The 21,487-nt window shown below is 58.1% G+C and carries 12 protein-coding genes; 4 read left to right on the forward strand and 8 right to left on the reverse strand.

The window, feature by feature from the left end; all coding sequences use genetic code 11:
• Window positions 1–21: 21 nt before the first annotated feature.
• The 3 genes from LCU97_RS06105 to LCU97_RS06115 are packed head-to-tail and all read right to left on the reverse strand — an operon-like array spanning window position 22 to window position 12,888.
• Window positions 22–240 carry a hypothetical protein gene (locus LCU97_RS06105; protein WP_232775867.1) on the reverse strand — a complete coding sequence of 73 codons (219 nt, stop codon included), beginning with the start codon at window positions 238–240 and terminating at the stop codon, window positions 22–24.
• The gene (locus LCU97_RS06110; protein WP_232775868.1) at window positions 233–643 is read right to left on the reverse strand and encodes a hypothetical protein; all 411 of its coding nucleotides are present in this window, start codon (window positions 641–643) and stop codon (window positions 233–235) included. The genes LCU97_RS06105 and LCU97_RS06110 overlap by 8 nt, the downstream gene beginning before the upstream one ends.
• Window positions 640–12,888, reverse strand: coding sequence for a scabin-related ADP-ribosyltransferase (locus tag LCU97_RS06115; protein WP_232775869.1), 12,249 nt, complete (start codon window positions 12,886–12,888; stop codon window positions 640–642). Before LCU97_RS06115 ends, LCU97_RS06110 begins: the two co-directional genes overlap by 4 nt.
• 247 nt (window positions 12,889–13,135) lie before the next feature.
• On the opposite strand from LCU97_RS06115, the gene LCU97_RS06120 reads away from it, so the two are divergent.
• Genes LCU97_RS06120 through LCU97_RS06130 form a run of 3 tightly spaced genes read left to right on the forward strand, consistent with a single transcriptional unit; the run spans window position 13,136 to window position 15,259 of the window.
• The gene (locus LCU97_RS06120) at window positions 13,136–14,320 is read left to right on the forward strand and encodes a tetratricopeptide repeat protein (protein WP_232775870.1); all 1,185 of its coding nucleotides are present in this window, start codon (window positions 13,136–13,138) and stop codon (window positions 14,318–14,320) included.
• Window positions 14,321–14,330: 10 nt separating this feature from the next.
• Window positions 14,331–14,885 (forward strand): tetratricopeptide repeat protein, encoded by a 555-nt coding sequence (locus tag LCU97_RS06125; protein ID WP_232775871.1) that lies wholly within the window; start codon window positions 14,331–14,333, stop codon window positions 14,883–14,885.
• Window positions 14,885–15,259: a hypothetical protein gene (locus tag LCU97_RS06130; protein WP_232775872.1), complete on the forward strand. Its 375-nt coding sequence runs from the start codon at window positions 14,885–14,887 to the stop codon at window positions 15,257–15,259. Before LCU97_RS06125 ends, LCU97_RS06130 begins: the two co-directional genes overlap by 1 nt.
• Here the strand turns inward: LCU97_RS06130 and LCU97_RS06135 are convergent.
• The 3 genes from LCU97_RS06135 to LCU97_RS06145 all read right to left on the reverse strand — a co-directional run bounded on the left by LCU97_RS06135 (window position 15,220) and on the right by LCU97_RS06145 (window position 16,819).
• Complete coding sequence (locus LCU97_RS06135) at window positions 15,220–15,384, reverse strand: DUF2986 domain-containing protein (RefSeq protein WP_232775873.1); 165 nt, start codon at window positions 15,382–15,384, stop codon at window positions 15,220–15,222. The two genes, LCU97_RS06130 and LCU97_RS06135, sit on opposite strands and share 40 nt — an antisense overlap.
• Before the next feature lie 73 nt (window positions 15,385–15,457).
• On the reverse strand, window positions 15,458–16,336 hold the full coding sequence (locus tag LCU97_RS06140; RefSeq protein WP_232775874.1) for a hypothetical protein: 879 nt from the start codon (window positions 16,334–16,336) through the stop codon (window positions 15,458–15,460).
• A gap of 141 nt (window positions 16,337–16,477) precedes the next feature.
• The gene (locus LCU97_RS06145) at window positions 16,478–16,819 is read right to left on the reverse strand and encodes a carboxymuconolactone decarboxylase family protein (protein ID WP_232775875.1); all 342 of its coding nucleotides are present in this window, start codon (window positions 16,817–16,819) and stop codon (window positions 16,478–16,480) included.
• A gap of 109 nt (window positions 16,820–16,928) precedes the next feature.
• Between LCU97_RS06145 and LCU97_RS06150 the strand changes: the two genes are divergently transcribed.
• Window positions 16,929–17,834, forward strand: a complete 906-nt coding sequence (locus LCU97_RS06150; protein WP_232775876.1) for an AraC family transcriptional regulator — start codon at window positions 16,929–16,931, stop codon at window positions 17,832–17,834.
• A 24-nt stretch (window positions 17,835–17,858) separates the two neighbouring features.
• On the opposite strand, the gene LCU97_RS06155 is transcribed toward LCU97_RS06150, so the two are convergent.
• Window positions 17,859–19,913, reverse strand: coding sequence for an FAD-binding oxidoreductase (locus tag LCU97_RS06155; protein WP_232775877.1), 2,055 nt, complete (start codon window positions 19,911–19,913; stop codon window positions 17,859–17,861).
• Window positions 19,914–20,101: 188 nt separating this feature from the next.
• On the reverse strand, window positions 20,102–21,343 hold the full coding sequence (locus LCU97_RS06160) for an OprD family porin (RefSeq protein ID WP_232775878.1): 1,242 nt from the start codon (window positions 21,341–21,343) through the stop codon (window positions 20,102–20,104).
• Window positions 21,344–21,487 lie beyond the last annotated feature (144 nt).

A 21,487-nucleotide genomic window follows, 5' to 3' on the forward strand; every position in this document is an offset into this window, starting at 1 on the left:
ATCCCGACCTTATTTTCCTATTTACTTAGGGCCTTTATCATCAAGAGAAAATTTTGGATTCAAAATAAAATCACCTACAATAAGACCTTTCTCATTAACTTTCCAAGCACCGATTACAGCTTCCGGAGGTACCGCATCGTTTGCACCATAGTGACCGTATATTCGATATACCCAGCCATTTGGATTGCGCATCGCCTCTTCAACCTCGCGCGGCTCAGGCAGTATTTTTACATCACTCATCACACAATGACCTCAGCCATTCATTATAAAATTCGGTCTGCTGCCCAACAGTTGCAACCAAGGAGGAATCTATACCATCAAACATATCCACCAGATCATCCCGCCGCGCCTGCTTACCAAGCGTTGCTAAATAAACTTTACGACCACCACTCATTTGCCGCGACATCCCTGATACAACTACATTTTTACGAGAGCCATTGCATAGCAACCTGTGCCCTTGTTTCTCAAGCGCAGCCCTCAAGAGAAGCAAAGCTTTGAACAAGTCATCAGATTCATAGCAAATTTCCCCTAAATCCGATTGAGTGAGCGAAACCATCCATGGTTCCGACACCGTAAATTTTACAAGACACTTCCGCAGCGACCCATCTTTAAAAAGAACCAATAGCTCCTTGACTTCATTCATTTTCTGAAATTCGGATTAAGAATAGAAACACCTTGATCCGGAAGAGTCAAGGCTCGAATATCACTTGGGCGAACGCCGCCCGGCATAGCTATCTCTAACTCTTCAGGGAATGGACTTTTCGAACCAAGAACCGCATTTACATCTATTCCGTCCCTCTGCCTTACAACATACACGTTACTATCAAAGTCATTTGCAACATCAAACGACCTGGATGTCGGAACATACATACTTGGTGGAGATTTATTATCCAGTGCGTGCAACATCAGATCTTTACTATTCCCCCGAGGCTGAAAACCCTCATTAAATATTACATCAGGCCCCCGCGAGTCCCCCCTGAAAGTGTACTGTGGAATTTCACTTGCTACGCCAGCACCGCTTGCCGCAGCCCCAGTCACACTGCCTGGAACACCTTTGGCATTCATCCGCATCACATACTGTTGGGCTCCAACCACAGCCGAAGAAGCGCGTCCTGCAGCAGCTTCTACACCAAACAACGTGCCACTCGCAAGCACATCAGCATTATCAGCTACAACCCCCTTGGTCTGGTAGTAGCCGCTAACTCGCTCTATCGCGTAATCACGAGCCTGATCCAGCACAGGCCCTAGAGTTGCCTGGGTCGCGATGTCACGCATGACCGCCATTGGTCCCATCAGAGTGTAGCTGACCGCTTGGGCCGCATAGCCGACCAGAAGCGTTGCGTTCGGGTGCGCATCGGCGAAGCTAGCAATGCTGGTCAGGCCCTCATGAATCGGGGGCGTAATGGTGTTCGCCCAGTCCACCAAAGTGCTATTACCGTTGAGTTGAACAACACCTTCGAGATTATCGACAGAATAAGTAAGCGGCTCCTGCGGAGGTGGCACACCCACCCATACTCCATCGCTCTCATACCTCAGGTAAGCTCCATTTTCTCCAGCCGTAGTTGGATGGAGCAGTTGCGGCCCGACCATAGGATCGCTGAAGATTTTCCCCACTTGTTCAGGAGTAGCACCATTAGTCAGCAGGTGCCTGACAGCTGGAACAATTACTTCATCCTTAACGCCAGCCAGATCCATGGCACGCTGAAGAGCCTCTGCCGAAGGCTGACGAAAACGATCTACGGCAAAATTACCCAGCGTGTTACCAAACGCATCCGCAGCAACCTGACCATAATCAGGTCGCCCACCTCCAAACCACTTGTCCTTGATAGTCGCTGACGCGTAGGCACTCACCTGACCTCGTATAGTCGAGCTCACCAAGCCACTGCTGCCGCCTCCAGCGTACCCAGCAATGGTTGCCCCTACGGCCGATGCAGCGACATTGCGCCAACTGAACGACGTTTCAAGCCCCACGATTCGGCTGGCGAGCTGGCTATTGGCGTAGTTGAACGTACCCAGCGCCGCATAGCCGGCTCCATAACCTCCTCCGTCGCTCATGAATTTAGCAGTTGTCCCTGCCCATGAACCGATGGCACCGGTTTGGGCGAGCGTTCCAAAACCAGAAGTAACGCCTGCGGTAAGCCCTCCCACGGCAACTTGCCCCCAGGAGAAACCATCGACGACGCCCATCGCCTTACCCACCAATTGCGATGCGGCGCTACCAACTACGCCCGCTAGGGCAGCCACACCTAGCGTTCCCAATCCCGCACCGGTTATTGCTCCAGTCAGCACCGCGGCACCTGTCGCCATTATCCCGCCCGACCCAGCAGCAATACCGGCAAGAGGTGCAGCGGCCCCTGCTGTGAACACCGTTGCTACCACAGCCACCACCACCATGACGACACTGGCCAGACCACCACTCTTCTTTTTCTTAGGCTTGGGCGGCGGTGGTGCCTTCGGGCTAGGGGTGGTGTTGCCGATGACATCGGTTGCGTTATAGGGCTTGAAGGTGTCTGAGTCGTTATGCGTGCTGCTGACGACGTTGGGGATCTTCAAGTTATCGCCGGGATTGAGGGCCTTGCTCGGGTCGAGGCCGTTGGCGTCGGCGATCAGATACCACATCTTCGAATCGCCCCAGACGCTCTGGGCGACGCTTTCCAGGGTGTCGCCCTGGTTGACGACGTAGTTGCTTGGGGTGCGCTCAGGGTAGTCCGTAGAGATCGGGGTGAAGGTGTCGCTGATTTCCGGAGCGGAGGCATTGCCGAAGTTTGCCAGTGCGGCGCCTTGATAATACAGGTACGTCTGGGCCTTCCCGGACGCCTCCTGGCGAGTGATCAACCGGCCCTCATCATTGGTTGCGAGCCGACGGGTAAAGACATTGCCACCTGTGCCCACAGCCTGTAGCAGTTCACCGCGAGCAGAGTAAGTGTACGTGGTGGTGCCTGGCGAGCCCCCATTGGTACGGGTGACTGTGGATTGGCTTTCCTTATAGCCATCGAACAAAACCTGCCCGGCACTGAAGTTCCCCCGGTGGTTTATAGTGCCGTTAGCATTAAAAGAAACATAGCGATAGACTCGTTGATTGCCTGCGGCATCCAGCATACCGCTTTCATTAAAGTAGTTTGCCTGCGTAAGGCGTTGCGCACTGTCATAAGTGAACTGGGAGATCAATTGACCATCACCACGATAAGCATAATTTATTGTAGATTGATTTGTAATCGCCACCCAATTCAAGTTGAACTTATGAGTTTTTTGAGACACCAAATTCCCTTTTTCGTCATAAACTTTCGAGTACTTGGTTTGTAAAAGCTCCGCCGCGGGAAACGACGCTACTTTTGTCAGATCAACAACGGCTTCGGAGACATCTGATTTACCGTTGGCGTACTGCCGCGCCACAGCACGCCCAACTGCCGATTCCAACTGACCAAAACTATTATAACTATAGGTTTCAACCTCATAACGATGAGCAGCAGGAACAACAAACTGACCTGAAGGAATTTGAGGGTTGTAAATCGTCTGATATATAAACTCCTTCCAGCTTTCTGACGAAACGCGCTGACCAATAGCGTTATATGTTAGAGCGTACCCCTTGGCATTAGCAGTAGCGACGGTGAGCCCCGGCCCTAGCGCCCCCGCAACTATTTGCCCCTTGGCATTAATAAAGCCTTCTGCAATTAACGCCCGCCCTTCTAAATCATACTTGTACCAGTCATCCTTTATTGTTCGACCTCCCGATTGATTCGTCGTATCCATATACACCCTGCGACGATTACCCACTTCATCGTAGTCATATTTCAACGAATCCAGTCGTGCGGTATTAGCGAGGGCGTACTGGGTACCGAGTCCCCCCATTAGCTGATTACCCGCAGGCGCCTTGACTTCTTTAAGACGTCCCTGCTCGTCAAATTTGCTCCGAACTTCGTTGCTGCTCGCCTGGGAAACCGTGCCGCTCAAGTAACGTCCACTGTTGATTTCTCTAATGCGATTTCCGCTCAGATCATAAGCATAGGCCGAAGTGCGCGAATCTTCGGCCGTCACCGCACCTGCTGCATCCTTGGTGTCGGAGCCCTCCACAATGGCTCTGGCCAAACCATTGGCGTAATAACTATAGGTTTTGTCCGGCCCGGCACCGCTTGCGGTAGTCAAAGTTTCCTTGATGAGTTGCCCGAAACCGTTGTAGGTAAAGCTATATACTCTTCCAGCCAAGTCCTTGCGGCTGCTAAGGCGCCCAAAGCTCGCAATATCATAGGTCCAAGTCAATGTTCCGTTTAACCCATCTGTTTCCTTGACTTTGCGGTTATTGATGTCGTATTCGAGGGTCCTTTCTACTTTCGACTCGTTGCGGGTCTTGACGATATTGCCGCGCTCGTCGAACAAGCTGTACTTGGTGTTGCCCGCCACACCGGTAGTGGTGCTGGTCCAGTTGCTGGTGTTGGCGACGCTTTGAAGCGTCTCCTCGACGGCACCTGCCCCACTAATTTCGCCATACAGTCGCCCGGCCTGATCGTATTGGTTTGTCAGCAGGGTTAGCTTCGCGCCGCTGCGGATAATACCGTGGTTGATATGCCGGTCCATCACGTCGTAACCGTCTACCGTCACGATGCCAAGGGCGTCGCGGGTACCGATGCGATTGCCATTGGCGTCGACGCGGTAGTCTCGCGAGTAACCCAAGGCATCAATGTCGCGAATCAACTGGCCAGTTTGGTTGTAGACGTGCTGACGCGTGCGCAGCAATGTGTTGGTGGCCACACCAGTATAAGGTCCGACCAGGTCGACCTCTTGTATCAACTGGCCGAGAGCGTCATAGCGCTTCTCATGGATTAGATTGGCGCGGTAGCTGGTACCGTTTTCGCGCAATATGTCAGTGACCGGCAGGGTTTCGGTCAGCTGCTTGTTGTTGTGATCGTAGGTGTAAGTGGTGATGTAGCCCCGGGCATCGGTACGACTGAGTACATTGCCCCAGCGATCAAGGGTCTGCCGGATGATCGGCGTGCTTAGCGTCAGGGTGACATTATTCAAAGTGTCGGCGTTTAGGTTGGCCTCGAAGGCCGGCAGGTGTTGCTCATAGGTGCGGCCGAGTAAATCGTTACGCATGTAGTTGATGCGATCATCGGCAGTCGTGCTCCATTCCCCCAGCGCCGTGCTTTTGCTGACCTTTTCGGAAAGATCGTACTGGAACGCGGAGAGATCGGTCGTGCTGGCGTGAGACTCGAGCCGTCCAGCCTGATCATAGTTGAAAATTTCTATGGTATTGCCATTCAGAAGCTTACGGGTCACTTCACCGAAGCGGTTGAAGATCACGCTATCGCTGGTATTTTGCGCAGTACCGTTGGCGGCGATGTACCAGTCGATGGCCGCCGTTTGCTGACCAAGAGCATCGTATTGGAAGGTACGTTTCAAGGTCTGGTTGTAGCTGACTGCAACACCGTTAACAGTCCAAGCACTCAACGTGGCGTTGACTGCGCGACTTTCCTCGATGCGCCGACCAGCCACATCAACCTTATAGTTCTGCGCCGAACCCGCCGCATCAATCTCCTGAATCTCATACCCGGCAGCGTCGTAACGGGTGCGGGTGATCTGGCCCAGGCCGGCCTGTACGTTGCCAGCGCTGTCGGTGCCTACCGCCCGAACCTCGCGGATCTGCTGCCCGAAAGCGTTGAGCAGGAGCGTAGTGGTCGGTGATGCAATGACCTCGGCACTGGCAAAAGGATCCACGGCGCCGTTCTTGGCGGTGGCCCGTGCGGGCTCGACGACTTTGATCACTTGACCGAGGGCGTTGTAGTCCGTGCTGACGACGTTGCCTTGAGCGTCAGTGACCGTCTTGACGTTACCTACGCCATCATAGGTGCTACGGCTGAGCAACAGATCGGCGGTCACCAATGTGGCGCTGACCGCGCCCGTGGTGGCGTTGATGCTCTGCTGCCAGAAGCGAGCGCCTTCCACCGTGGTCTGGATCTGGCGGCCCATGGCGTCGTAGCTGAAGCGAACACGGCGATCGTTAACGCTCACCGTCGGGGTCGCCGGTAATGCATTCTCGTTCCAGCTGGCAAGCTTGGTGGCGTAGTCGGTCTGCCGGGTCAATTGACCGAGAGCGTCGTACTCCGTGCGGGTGTAATAACCAAGAGCATCCACACTGCCGATGCGCTTGCCGGCCATGTCGTAGTAGTAGACGGTGCTGGCACCGGTCTGCACGGTGGCGCCGCTGGCGTTGCGCGCCACCTGAGTCTCACGTACCAGTTGTCCGAAGGCGTCGTAGCTGTAGAGCGTCGTAGGCGCCAGGTTGGTCAGGGTTGAGGTCGCCACGTTACCGGTGAAGGTGAACAGACTGACGATATTCTTCTGCACCGAGGTTTTGCGCCCAAGGGCGTCATAGCTGGTGATCAGCGTACGGTCCTGGGTGGCGTCGGGAACCAGGGTGGTGGCGGTGACGTCGGTCGCGAGGTAATAACCCCTGGCTGGCACGGCCTGGGTCAAGGCATTGGCGTAACGGACGGTGCGAATGGTCTGGCCCATGCTGTCATACGAATAGGCGGTTACCCCCTTGAGCCCGTCGATGTCATAACTGACCCGCCCCAGTACGTCGTAGACCTTGTAACTGTCGACGAAATCAGTGGCGACTGCACCACTGTTGTTGACTCGCACGCGGTTGCGCACAGCATTGCCAAGCGCGTCGTAGGTGACTTCGGTGCTGACCTGGAAGGTATTGGCAGTGCCGTCCGAAGTCTGTTGATAGCGGCCGCTGAGCTTGTTGTACCAGCCGGGGCTGGTGATGCGGATCTGCCGACCGACGGCGTCGTAGGCGTAGGCAGTGGTGCGCGCCTCGGTCAGTTCGTCCAGGGTCGGATCGGCGGCAACACTGGCCCGCAGACGGCCCTCGGTACGGCTGGTCACATTGCCCAGGGCGTCATAGGTGTTGCGGGTCACCAGGTAACGGTTGACAGTCGACACCACGCCAGCTTCGGTGATACTGGCGACCGCGACCGCTGGGGTGATTTCTTCCACCAGACGGTTGAGCGCGTCGTAGTTGTAGGTCCAGACGTGACCGTTCTTATTGGTCAGGGTCTTGCGGTTGCCCACCGCATCGTAGGTATAGGACTCGACTTTGCCTGCGGCATCGGTCACGGTTTTTTGTTGACCGGCGGCGTCGTAGGTGTAAGTGGTAGTGCGGTCACTGGTGCTTTCAGGGCGCAGCAACATTTGTAGTTGTTCGACGCTCAAGGCATCGCTTGCGCTATGGACACCATTGAGACCGGCCACATACCAATTCGTCCGGCCGGCAGCGATATTGGCATTCACGTTCAGCACTTGGCCGGTCGCGGTGTCGATCAGTTCCAGCGAATCGACTTCAATCAGGCGACTGGGATCACCGCTGCTGTCGGCACCATAGTTGTACAACAACAGAGGCACCGCGCTGGCACTGCCCTCGATGAACTTGTTGCGGTTGTCTCCCCCACTATTCGGACTGGTGCCGCTGATGGTGCCTTCGAAGGTCTGCCAACCCATTTCCGGCGTCAACTTCACCGACGAAGCTGCGTTATAGGAATATGTTCCTCCAGACGTGTTGGCGAGCCTGTTGCCAGCACTGTCATACGTCACCACACCGGCATAGACGAGTCCTTCACCCGTGACTTGGCGTAGCTTGACACGCACGGTATAGGTCTTGGCCGGGTCGATGGCAATCTTTCCCAGCGCGTTGAAAATACCTGAGTCACCGCTAAGGGAAAGCGTCGAACCGTCACTGCTGCCATACGTGGGTCGTTGAATGCGGGTGGCGTATTGAACGGTCTGGGTAAGCCGCCCATTGGCATCGTATCTATTCTCGGTGACCGCGCCCTGGGCGTCGATCACAAAACGCTGACGGCCTACTGCGTCGTAGACGAACTGGGTGTGCCGGTCATCGCTGTCCGGGCGCAGCAGTGTCTGCAAACGTTCAGCATTGACGCTGTCGCTTGCACTGTTGGTACCGACAAGACCGGCCGAGTACCAGTTCGCCTGCCCGGCACTGGTATTTGCATTGACATTGAGTACCTGGCCGGTCGCGGTGTCGATCAGTTCCAGCGAGTCCACTTCAACGAGACGACTGGGATCGCCAGTGTTATCGGCGTCGTAGTTGTACAGCAACAACGGCAGCGCGCCCACACTGCCCTCGAAGAACTTGTCAGGGCTGGCACTCGCATTGATCGGGTTCGTGCCGCTGATGGTGCCCTCGAAAGTCCTCCAGCCCATCTCCGGCGTGAGCTTCACCCCAGCCACCGCGCTATAGGCGTAGCTGCCCCCGTATGGGTTCGAAAGCCATTTGCCAGCGCTGTCATGGGTCAACACACCGGCATACACAAGCCCTTCACCCGTGACCTGCCGCAGCCTCACCCGTACGGTATAAGTTTTGGTCGGATCGATGGGGATTTTTTCCACGGCGTTCAACCTGCCACTGTTACCGCCCAGCAGGAACGTCCGACCGTCGCTACTGCCGTTCGTTGGTAACTGAACGGGTTTGGCATAACGCACCGTCTCGATCACCCGACCATTGGCGTCATACCGGTTCTCACTGACATAGCCCAGGGCATCGACGGTGGAGGTCACGCGTCCGGCTTTGTCGTAGACATACCAGGTGCTGTTGCCTGCCGCATCGATCTTGCGCGTGACCTGGTCGTTGTCGTTGTAGCGGTACTGGGTCGTCAGGTTCAACCCGCTCGGGTCCTGGCGCTCACTGATGCGTCGGCCCAGCTTGTCGAAAGCGTACAGGGTCACCTGCTGGCTGGGGCTGGTCACGGTACCGCGCATTACCTGCACTTGCCGGCCAAGGCCGTCATAACTGTAGCTGGAAGTGATCTTAAGGCCGTCGGGATCCTGAGTGACCCTCAGTAACTGGCCGTTGCGGTCGTAGGCATAGTCTGTGACACGCTGCTCGGCCTTGCCTTCGGCATCCACAACACGTACTTGTCGACCCTGGCCGTCAAAGCTGTAGTGGGTCACGCTGTTATTGGCATCAGTACGGGTCAGTACCCTATTGTCGGCGTCATAGCTGTAGCGTGTAATCCGCCCCAGGGCATCGGTCACCGTCAGCAGTCGTCCGGCTGCGTCATAGGCGTTAGTGGTGACGCGATTCAAGCCATCCTGGCTGGTGAGCAGTTGGCCGTCCTTGTTATAGCTGTAGCGCGTCACCGCACCAGTGCCGTCGGTAACCGTCAGGGTCTGGCCGTGGCGGTTCTTGACCGTCACCATGCTCACCCCGTCGGGCGTTGTTACGGTCAAGCTGCGCGCGCTGTCGTTGTAGGCGTAGGTCGTGCTCTTGCCCAGTGCATCCGTTTGCTTGAGCAGCCGACCGAAGGCATCGTATTCGCTGGTGGCGCCTTGGCTTAGGGGGTTCTTGAGCGTGATCACCCGGCCATTGCTGGCGTAGGTCGTGGTGGTGTTGAGGCCCAGACCGTCGGTCTGGGTGATCACTCGACCGAATGCATCGTAGACAGTAGCGCTACTGCGGGCCAAACCGCCGACGTCCTCGATGCGACCGATCTGCTCGCCCCGCTTGTTGTAAGTGGCACTGCTGACCACGGTATTACCGGCGGAGATGGTACGGGTAATGGAGGTCTGGTTGCCAAAGGCGTTGTAACCGTAGCTGGTCACGTAACCCAGGGCATCAGTCGAGGACGTCAGCAGTCCACGGTTGTCGTAGTCATACAGGCGCCGGTTATCACTGGTCGCGTTGCGGATCGCCTGCACCAGGGTCTTCAGTTGAGCGTTCAACACGCCACCGGACAGCGCGGCAGTGTCCGCTGTCGCCAACCGTCCGGTGAAATCGGTGCGTTCGCGTACATCGCCAAAGGCGCTATAAACCGTCTCGCTGACCTCGCCCAGCGCATTGACCACGTGAGTCAGACGCCCTTCGGCATCGTAGTAGGATAAGGTTCGGTTACCCAGTGCGTCGCTGGCACTGGCTACCCGGCCAGCGGCATCATACTGATAAGTCAGGCCGTATTGCGCATAGATCGCAGCGACCTCGGCATCGCTCATGCCCGCCGTCACACGAGCCGATGCCTCACCGAGCAACTTGCCAATGGTTTGTCCAAACGCATCGTAAAGGGTGCGGGTGCTGCGCTCTTCGGTGGTTCCCTGGGCTTGTGTTTCACGCACCAGGCGACCAGACGCGTCGTATTCGTACGCCGTAACCGTACCATCAGTGGCGATACGTCGAGCCACGCGCCCTTGATCGTCAAACACCATGGTCGATGTTTGAGCGGTACCAGCCGCCACGGCAGCCTTGATCGATGCAAACGCCGTCGCATCTGAAATCACGGCGGTATAGGCGGTGGCATAACGCAAGGTTTTCTGGGTATTGCTCGCTTCGTCGTACACCGTTTCGGTGACGAATTGCTTTTCATCAATGCTGCCGATCTGCCGGCCAGCCGTGTCGTAGAAATACCGGCTCGACAGATCATTGGCCGAGGCTTGGCGTAGCTGGTCGAGGGTGCCGCTGGCCCGATTGGCTGCCAGGGTCTGGGTGGCGTAGCGGATACTTTGGGTCAGGCGGCCGGCGGCATCGTAACGGTTTTCGCGCAGGTAACCTTCGGCGTCCAGCTGGCCACTCTGGTGTCCACTGGCGTCGTAGAAAAATCGCGTCGTGCGGTCACCCGTTTGTTGCTGAACCAGCTGGCCCTTGCCGTCATAAATGTAGCTTGTCACCGTACCGCTGGCATCGGTGCGAGTGCTCACGCGTCCGGCATTGTCGTAGGACAGACTCGTCAGGCGATCAGCGGAACTGCCCGCCGGACGGATTTCATCCAGCGGCGTTTTGACCACCGCTGAGCCGTTGTACCAGGCCGATGTGTCGACCAGTGTGGCGTAGCGTTTTTCCTGAATCCGCTGTCCCGCGGTGTTGTAGCTGTATTCGGTTACCGCCCCAACGCCGTCAACCAACGCACTGATTCGCCCGGTTTCATCGTAGAACGTATAGCGGCGTGCGCCCGTCGCGTCCTGGACCATGACTTGCCGACCAGCAGCGTCATAAAGGTACGAAGTGGAGCGCGATGTTTCTCCTGCTGCGGTTTGCGTCAGGCCGATCAACTGCCCGTGATCGTTGTAGGTTTGTGTCACGGTCATGCCAGCGGTGTTGCTGACGGCCACGGTACGGTTGTTCCCGTTGTAGGCTGTCGTCCGCGTGCCGGTAGAGTCGGTCTGGCTGATCACACGCCCCAGGCCATCGTAGACGGTCGAGCTCAGGGTGGTTTTCTGGCTTCGATCCGCCCCACGCGCTACCAACGTCTGCAACAGCTGACCATACTGGCTGTAGATGTATTCGGTGACGCTGGCGCTGCTCTCCAACGAACCCGCGCCGGCCGCATTGACCACGCCGTAGGTGGTTTTACGGCTCAGGTTGCCCCGGTAGTCATAACTCAGCTCGGTCAGGGTCGAGCGAGTCTTGTCCCTGGAGCCAACCCATGATGCCAATTGCGCCTCTGTCAGTTCCGCCTGAGGTGTCAGCCCGGCCACCGCGTACAGCGAGTCCCCATAACTGATTTCCTGGACTTTTAGTCCCTGGGCGTTATAGCGGTACTCCGTGACCTGACCGCGCCCGTCGACCATAAAGCGCACCCGATTATTACTGTCATAGATCAATCGAGTGACTTGAGCGCTGCTGGCTGGCGGTTCTGTCCAGAGTCCGGTAGCGCTGTTGAAAATTGCTGTTGTGCTGTAGCGGATCTCGTTGAGCAGCTGATTATCGGCACTGTAGGTACGCGCCACGGTGACACCCGTCGCATCGCGCTCCAGCACCGCATTGCCGTTCGCATCGTACTGATAGGTGATCGCGTTACCGCGTCCATCCGTGACGCTGATCAGGTTGCCGTCCACATCATAGACGTAGCGCGTGGACAACCGTTGGCCGTCGACCGCCGGGGTTTGCACTTCAATCAGTCGGTCGTCGGCGTCGTAGAAATAGCTCCACTGCTGACCCAAACCATTGACAACATCTGTCCGGTTGTTGGCGAGGTCGTAGCTGAATGTCGTAGTGCCGGAGCCATCGGTCACCGTCTGGACCCGGTACTCGCCATCGATCAATTGATACGTAAAGCTGGCCGAGGTGCCGTCGCTTTGCACGACACTGGCGATACGGAAACTGGCCCCGTCATAGGTGTAATCAGTGCGGTAGACGTTGCCATCGGCAATGCTGTTGTCCTCCGGGCTCAGGTCGGTGCTGACATTGATCAGTCGGCCCTGGGCGTCATAGCCGTAATAGACCTGTTGAGTGAGCGCGCCACCCGCCACACTGCGCGTATCGACACGCTCCAGTTTGCCGGCGGCATTGTAGTTGAGCACCAACTCCTGCCCGGAACCGTCCTTGACGCTACTCAGGCGCCCATCGGCGTCGTAACCGTAGCTGATTTGCGTGCCGTGGGCGTCGGTGACTGATAGCAGCCGACCACTGCCGTCATATCGCTCGACGACGCGGCGCGAGCCATCGGTCCAGACCATCTGTGCCGCGCCGGCATCCCAGCTGACAGAGTCATGCGCCCCATCGCCTTCGGTCGATTGATACTGGCTACCGTTCCACTGATAGATCGTCTGGTGGCCATCGCCTGTGGTGCGGGTTATTTGGCTACCCGCCGTATTTACGGTGCCAGTCAGGACAAGGCTGCGCTCGCCATCCCAACGCCAGCCATCGGCATCGCCGTCGCTCAAACCACCTTGGGTGTTATAGGTGCGGGTGTGCAGTAGGTCCTGCCCCAGGCCGGACAACTGCTCATCGGTAAAACGCAGTACCAGGTTGCCATTGCTGACATTGACCAGCGCCTGCCCCCCGGCCTGCCCCAGGTTGCCCTGGCCACCCACGCCCCCCAGCGAATTCAACGACGTGTTGAACAGCCCTAATCCATTACCGGCGACGATGGCGACCATATTCCTCAACTCCCCGACGAAGTCGAGCCGACCGAGCGGCTCAAAAAATCGGCTGCTCGATCAATGTCCAAGCAGCACTACTGTCAGTGCTTATGCTTGGATTTCGGGAAAAGTTTAGGGGGAATGAAAAATATTTTTTGAGGGATTGAAATCAGCGGTTTAGGCATGACAGGCGGCGCCCTCCAAGGCAATAATCCCTCGGCAGAACCGCCTCGATCCTTTCCAATTGCCGACAAAGAACCCATCCATGGCCAATGACAACTCGTCCGCTGAACATCATCGCTTGGGGCGTCTGCTCGCTTTCCTGGGACACGATCCCGCCAACCTTGCGCTTCTGACCGATGCCATGTCCCTGGCTATCGATTTAGGCGACACCGCCTGTGGCAAACAATTGATTGACCACATGAAAGCGAAAGCAATCGACGAACCGAAGGTGAATGCGTTGGCGGCCCACTTGTCATTACAGGCAGGTCACTTTGAGGAAGCCGGCGCCTTCGGCGACAAGGCAATCGAGGGCGGGATTCTGCATCCGGCCGTTATCTTCAATGCTGCCCAGGGACATTTTTACAGCGGCGATTACGCTTCGGTCCATACGCTGCTGTCACGCCTCAACAACGACCCGCAAAGCCCCGTTTCTGTGCTGATGATGCATGCCCGGGCACTGCATCAGTTGGAAGAAACCGAACAAGCCGAGACACTGGTGGCCCGAGCGCAACAGCAAGAACCCGGAAACGCCGACATACGAGGATTGCTCTCCCTGCTGCAGTACGAGAACGACAACTTCTCTCCAGCATTGATCACCGCCCATGAGACGCTGGCCGAGGATCCGGACCAACTGGATGCGCTGATCGCCTGCGCTTCGGTCCACTTCGAACAGAACAACATCACTGCATCACGCAACGCCTGGCTCCACACCGTCACCGTGCATCCAGAATGCGGTCGCGCGTGGTCCGGGCTGGCTCGGCTGGAATTCAATGAGCTGGAATTCGACGCAGCTGAAGAGCACCTCAACACAGCAGTCCAGTTCATGCCGGATCATATCGGCACTTGGCACCTTCTGGCCTGGGTCTACATTCTTCGCAACGACAGCACTCAAGCACGCCAGGCCCTTGACCGCTCATATGCTCTGGATCGCACGTTTGGCGAAACCCATGGCGGACTGGCGATTGTCGACATCATGGATGGGATGAAGGAGCGCGCCCGACAGGGTATCCGTCGGGCCCTCAAACTCAATCCCAACGGTTTGTCAGCCCAGTACGCCGAAGCTCTCCTGCTTAAAGACGCAGGCCAACCGGAAAAAGCGCTCCAACTCATTGACCAGGTTCTTGACCGAACCCGTCCCGGCAGCAGCGATACCGGCCGTATCTTGATGGAGAACTGGCTGAGAGCGCACCAAAACAAACTCCCGGACCGTCATCCAGACCAACACTGAGTCATCGAACATGGGAAAGCCCAACATGCTGGACGCATCGGAATACTTGCACTTGGCGATCAATGCCAGTCAGAACGGCGATCATCACGCAGCCCTGAATTATTTGAATTCGGCCCTTGAGTCTGAGCCCGAAAATGCAGCTGTACATTATTTTCGCGCTGCCGAACATGCCGAGCTTGGCCTTTTGGAGCGTGCGCATAGCGAGATGATTACGGCATTGAAACTAAACCCCGCTATGGACATCGCCCGCTTTCAATTTGGCTTGCTCAGCCTTCAGCTATCCAAAACGGATGAGGCCCGCGATGCATTCTCAACCCTCGGAGCATCGCCGGACATGAGCCTACGGGAATTTTCAGGGGCTTATCTGGAGCTGCTCAATGAAAACACACAGAGCGCGATTACCCGCCTGACCCAAGGACTGGCCGATTGTCCTAACCTGGCATTGAAAACGGACATGGAGCGGGTACTGACAAGCCTTTCAGAAACCCCTTCGCTGCAAAGCGCCCCTGTGGCGGAACCTTCCGTGTTCCTCGGCGCTTACCGCGATACCCTTGAGACTTCCTGATGAGCAAGATCGATTCGACTCGCCTGTCCCAAGTTCTGGCAGCGCTGGCCAAGCCCAAGGAGCGAGTGACATCGAGCACAGCAAACAGCTCGGGCGCCGCCAAAGCCAGGAAAGGTGCCAAAGACCTTGAGGTGCTACGGACACATTTGCAAAGCCGACTCCGGGACCTCAAACAAAACACCGAGGATTTCCGTGAGACCGCGCCCATCATCACAGTCCAGGAAATCCTTCGCTGGGAATTTGGCGACGGCATATTGGAGCATTCGGACTTTGACCTTGTTTCAAAAAAGGTGGCTCAGACCATGCTGGAAAATCAGCAGTTAGAAAAAGCCATTTACAGCATCGTTGATCGGATGATTTCGACTGGCAGCTGATTTTGCTCCAGCTTCAAACGATCGGCCTTGCTGATGTACTTGGGCTTGTTTCGCGGGGCCAGTTTGGCGCTGGCCTTCTTGGCGTGGGCTTCCAGGAGCTGCTTGATTTTCTTGCGACGATTCATCTTCTTTGCCCGGCCGGTGCGTTTTTGAATGCTGACAGCTTAACGCATTGGGCCCCTTGCCCGCTTCACCGCGTCACGCGGCCTTTGCCTGGGCTTTCGCAACCAATGCCTCGATCCACGGGACCTCTATCGGATTGACCACCCCATAGCGGTCCGGCGCGAAAAACTTCCAGTGATGGGCCGCGTCGTCCAGGCGTTCGAGTTCGGGCGCGCTGAGCCAGTAATCGGTGCAGGCCAGTCCAACCGGCATCCCGGAGAAGCGCAGCCCCAGCGAAATGTTGGTGCGCGGGGCAAAGGCAATGGCCAGGTCACGATTGACCTGCAGGTGCTTGCTGGCTGGGGGCTGCACGGTCTTGCCGTAACCCGCGAAGCTGCCTGCAATGCAGTGACGCAGCACCAACCATTGCCCTTCGGCGGTTTGCACCAGGATCCATTGCGAGATGCCGCTGTCGGGCAACTCCTGGATGCGCTCGTCGAGCCATTGCGGGATATGGCATCGGTCAGGGTCATAATCGAGCGACCACAGGCCGACGCCACGAATCAGGGTGTGCCGCTCCAGTTCCACCTCGCCGGCCTCGGGCATGTCTCGCCAGTAACGCAGCCTTGGGTCGTGTCGAGCGCGGTGCCTGTTCCAGGCTACCCAGCCTGCAACGAACAGCCCCGTACCCGCCGCGAGCCACCCCAGCGTGTGTGCCCCGTAGCGATCCATATCGAAGTCAGGGTCGAACAGCCCCTCATAGACCCAGATGCCCAGGAACAGGACCAATGCCGGCAATACAGGTCCGATAGCGAGCGGCATCACTGTCCATTGCAGCCAGCCGCTGGTGTGAGCACTCGCTCGATAACTCGCCCAGGCCCTTTCCTGATCCAGCATCGGCGCGCTTTCACGGGCAGCGATGTCGGCGTCGGGCGAGTGGAAGTCCACGTACAGGTCGTAGTCATTGGCGGGCATATCGAGATGGCGGTCCTGGGTTTGGTTCGCTTCGAAGGGGCCATAACGGTAGCCTCATCCTCTGGACGTTGTCTAACCCCTGCCCGATGAAAAAAGCCCCGGTACCTTGGGGTATCCGGGGCTTTGACGGTCATGTGGCAACTAGTGCTTCAAGGCGTCATAGGCTTCAAGGGAATGCAAGGAGTAGATATACGCAGCACCGGCATTCAGGGAAATCGCGGTCGCGAGTGCGGCGGCCACTTCCTCCCGGCTTGCGCCGGCCTTGATCGCAGCGTCCGTGTGCGCGGCAATGCAACCGTCGCAGCGGGTGGTGACGGCTACCGCAATCGAGATCAACTCGCGCGTCCTGGCGTCGAGCACGTTATTCTCGGCGGAGGCTTCGCCCAGGGCCATGTAGGCCTTGACCATCTTGGGATTGCTTTTGCCCAGCGCGCCAAAGGATTTCTGGAGGGTGGGCAACAGTTGGGACCAGTTATTGAACATCGTGTTAACTCCTGAGCAGGTTGGTGTACTGTTTCGACGTGCTCAGTTTTCCACCCCTGTGCTGGGCGGTTTTGTTCGATGCGCTCAGCTTTTTTCGCGAAACGCTCAAATGAATGCACTCGACAAGCTGATCAGCCTGGCCAACGTTCGCGGCAGCCTGGACCTGCGTTGCCAATTTCAAGGCGACTGGGCGCTCGATCATGGGCAGGAAGCGCTCGGCAAGGCGCCTTATCACATCGTGCTCGCGGGGGAGTGCCGGGTGGAGTTTCCCGACGGCCAGCGGGTACCCATGCGCGCCGGGGACATCCTGCTGCTGCCCCGTGGCGCCCGGCATGTGATGCACAGCCCCGGCAATACCGTTGCACCCTCTTCTCCCGAACAGATTCTGGGTGGCGTGTTACCAATCCACCGCATCGGTCGCGCCAGCCCCGACCTGGACATGCTGTGCGGTGCCTTTCACTTCAACCGTGCTTCGCTGTTGTTTGCATCCTTGCCTGAATACCTGGTGATTCCCAGCGGTGCAGTGCCGGCCAACGGACCGCTACCGGCACTGGTGGAAATTATTCGAGGGGAAGCGGATGAAAACAGGACCGGCGCCCGTTTTCTGCTCGATGCACTATCCCAGGCGCTGTTCACCTTGATCCTGCGGGCTCATCTGGCCTGTCATGGGCAGGACAGCGGCACGCTGGCCCTGCTGGGCGACAAACGTCTTGGAAAAACCTGGCAGGCGATGCTGGCCGATCCCGCCCATGAATGGACTATCCAGGGCCTGGCCGACCTGGCGAACATGTCGCGGGCGTCCTTCATGCGGGCATTCGTACGGGTGGCCGGGGTATCGCCGTGGGTGTTACTGACGCAAGTGCGGATGGAACAGGCGTTCAGCCTTTTGAGCCACTCGCACCTTGGCCTGAGCGACATTGCGCAGCAGGTGGGGTATCAGTCGCAGGCGGCATTCAGCAAGAAGTTCAAGGAAATCTACGGCGAAGCGCCTGGGCGAATTCGCCGGACCATTTGAGCCGAAGGCATCCAGGGGCGCCCTTCACACCTCCAGCACCAGCGTCTCGCTGCCCTGGGCCGGCACCGCACAGCAAATCAGCACCTCGTCTTGCGCCAACGGCATGGCCGGCGTGTTCAGGTAATGCACCTGGCCGCGGGTCATGCGGGTTTTACACGTGCCGCACGAACCGCCACGGCAGCTGAACTCGGGGTTCAATCCCCGGGCTTCAGCCAGTTCCAGCAATGTCCCGTTGCCGGGCTCCCAACGCCCTTCCTTGGCCGAAGTGGCGAACAGAACCTTGACCGGTTCGCTCGCCGCAGGCACTTGCTGTGCCGCTGGCAGGCTGATTTCAACGTCCCGCACCAGGGTGGAGGGACCGAAGGTTTCGGCATGGATGCGGTCGTCCGGAATGCGCAACGCGCGCAGGCCGTCATACAAAGCCTGGGTGAAACTGCCCGGCCCGCACAGGTAGTAATCGTAGTCGTTGAGGGGCAGCAGTTGCTTGAGCAAGTCGATGTCGATCCGGCCTTCGGCCTCGTAGCCTTTGCCGGCGTCTGCCCCGACGGGCGGCTGGCTGACCATCCGCAACACCCGGACCTTGCCGCCCGAGCGGGCAACCAACGCATCGATCTCCTCACGAAAGGCCAGGTCAGCCACCGTCCGGGCACTTTGCACCACCCAGACCGGACGCATGCGGTTGATACGCAGCCCTTGGTAAACCACCTCGCGCAGCATCGACAACAGCGGCGTTACACCGACGCCCGCCGCCAGCAGCACCAGGGGGCGTCGCTCAGTGGCTTGCACGATGAAATGCCCTTGGGGTGCCCGCACTTCGATTTCATCCCCTACCTGCACCCGGTCATGCAAATGGGAGGATACCGAGCCATCGCGCTTGACGCTGATGCGCAGGAAATCATCCGACGGGGCGCTGGAGACGCTGTAGGTTCGAATCACCGCGGCCGCCTGGCCCTGCACCGCTACCCGTACGGGCAAATGCTGCCCGGCGTCGAAGCCGGGCAAACCGACACCGTCAGTGGCCTCCAGATAGAAGGAACGGATGTTGGGGCTCTCGTCCACGATGCGAGCAACCCGCAACGCACGCCAGCGTGTGCGCATGGCCTCGGCCTGCAACCGCTCGGCCGCCTGTTCCCAACTGCCAGTCATCGACGAATTAGGTGAATCGCCTTCGACCTGGTCGTCCCAACGCAACGGGATCGCGGCCCGGCGCAAGACAATGCGCTGCGGCGTGAAACGCCATAACCGTTCGGCACCCTGGAACGCGGCGATTTCCGGAGAGTCCAGCAAGACCTCTGCCGAGCCGGTCATCTGCACGAGATCGCCGGTGGCGAAATCGATGAAAAGCAGCCCGGCACGCGGATTGAGCAGGATGTTGCCCAGGGTGTTGAAAAACAGGTTTCCGGAAAAATCCGGAATGGTCAGCGTCCCGGTCTCGTCCATGCGCACGAATCCAGGCTTGCCACCCCGGTGGGACGCATCGATCTGCCGTTCGCCGTTACGTTCTACGTAAGTGGCGACGTGAAACGAGTCCGCCGCAGTGACCAGGCGATGTACGAGCGGATCCGCCGCTGTCAGCTCAAGCGCTTCGGACTTCTGCACATCGACAAAGCGGTACTGACGCAGGTTGATATAGCGCGGGCAATTGCCGTACGCCTGGCGGACCGTAATGTCTACCCCATGGTCGAGGCGACGGACGATGGTGCCGTTCATACGGTTGCGCCGACGGGTGTGCAATTCGATACCCAGCAGGCCGATGGCGTCACCCTCGTTCATGCCCGCCTGGGCCGGATCGTCCGGCTGCGGCGCGAAATCGATGTGCAGTGTCTGTGGATCGGGCGAATTCATGAAACCGGGTTGTCCCGTGCGGAGCGTGGCCCACACGTCACCTTGAGGATCCACCGCCCCCAGCACGACGAAAGGCAGCTGGGCGTAGAACTCCCGATGCTGGTCCGGCATCCATGTCCGGGACATCTGCCGTTGACCAACACCGACCATCATCTCCACCGCGCCGACGGAGCGTTGCAGGGTCAGTTCGCCTTCATGCCAGGGGGAGCCGGTTGATGTCGAGGCGTTGTCCATGGGTCTGTCCTCCTGCCCGCAGGGATGGCACTACGGTGTGAGTGGGTTCGCACCGATACAGGGGTGCGTTGTCGTGGGCTCATCTTCTGTCGTTTGCCGACGAGCCGGAATACCCATGAACCGCAATCCACCCTTTCATAAAATGCAATAGCGCCGCTCACGCAGCAGCGCCATCAGGGCATCGAGGGTTACCAAAGCGACATCGTATAGCTGACGATCAAGCGGTTCTCATCCAGATCATTACCAAAATTCGAGCGGACCGAGGCGTTGCGCCATTTCAGGCCCAGCCCCTTGAACGTGCCGTCCTGTACGACATAGGCAATGTCCGTGTTGCGCTCCCATTCCTTGCCTTCGCCAGGCGCGGCACGTTGCACGTTGTCGCCTGAAATGTAGCGCGTCATGAACGTCAGTCCCGGTATGCCGAGCGCAGCAAAGTTGTAGTCATAACGGGCTTGCCAGGAGCGTTCATCGACATTAGCGAAGTCGCCGATCTGCACAAAGTTCACCAGGTACGGGTCACTGCGGCTGATATACGGGAACGGATCGTCACCGCTCATGCGCTGATAGCCCAGGCCCAGGGCGTGTCCACCGAGGCTGTAGGTGAACAAGGCACCGAACGCCTGGTTGTCGAGGTCGCGGAAATTGCCGTCCTCTGTGCTGCGCGAGTAGCGCACGTCACTCTTGAGGGTCTGGCCGTCGCCCAGGTCCAGGGTATGCACGAACCCGAGGTAGTTCTGCTGGTAGATATCTTCCAGCTTCCCGTAACGGTATTGCGCCGTGAAATTCGGCAGGAATTGATAGTCCGCTCCGGCGAACTGGAACTTGTCGCTGGTACCGCCAATGCGGTTGGCGGTCATGTCCTGGTAATCGGTGGAGTCGACGAAATTGATCTGGGTGAGCTGCCCGCCGGTCAGTTTCAGCCGGTCGATTTCCTGCACGTTCACCTGGCCGCCCTTGAACGTTCCCGGTAACAGGCGGGTGTCGTTGGAGTTGACCACCGGGTCCTTGATTTGCAGCGTGCCCAGCTTGAGGGTGCTGTTGGACAGGCGCATCTTGGCGGTCAGACCCACCTCCCCGTAGCGGTCTTGAGCCCCCCCGGACAAATCCGCCGGCAGCAGATTGGTGCCCGACGTGCCGCCCCCGGAGTCCAGCTTGAAGCCGGCCATGGCCAGGGCGTCCAGGCCGAAGCCGATGGTGCCGGCGGTGTATCCCGACTCCATCCGCAACAGGAAACCCTGCGCCCACTCTTCGGCCTTGTCCCGCGCGCCCGTCTGGCGAAAGTCGCGATTGAAATAGAAGTTGCGTGCTTCCAGGCTGCCTTTGCTGTCGGCGATGAAATCGGCATGGGCGCTGGGTAATCCAATCAAGCTCAAGCCCAATGCCGCGCCAAGTGGGGTATAGACCGGTTGGATGGGGTTGAAATATCGCATGCGTGCTCCTTTTATCGACGCGAGCGAACCCTTTCGGGGGGGCTTTGCGTGCGCCTCGTTTATTGTTGTGTGAAGACGTTGTCGTGGGGACACGGACGCCATCAGCGACGTCGTGGTGCGAATTCTTGATTTCGCGATCCGGAA

Origin of the sequence: Pseudomonas uvaldensis, assembly GCF_021271205.1 — a bacterium.
GTDB classification, from domain to species: Bacteria; Pseudomonadota; Gammaproteobacteria; order Pseudomonadales; family Pseudomonadaceae; genus Aquipseudomonas; species Aquipseudomonas uvaldensis.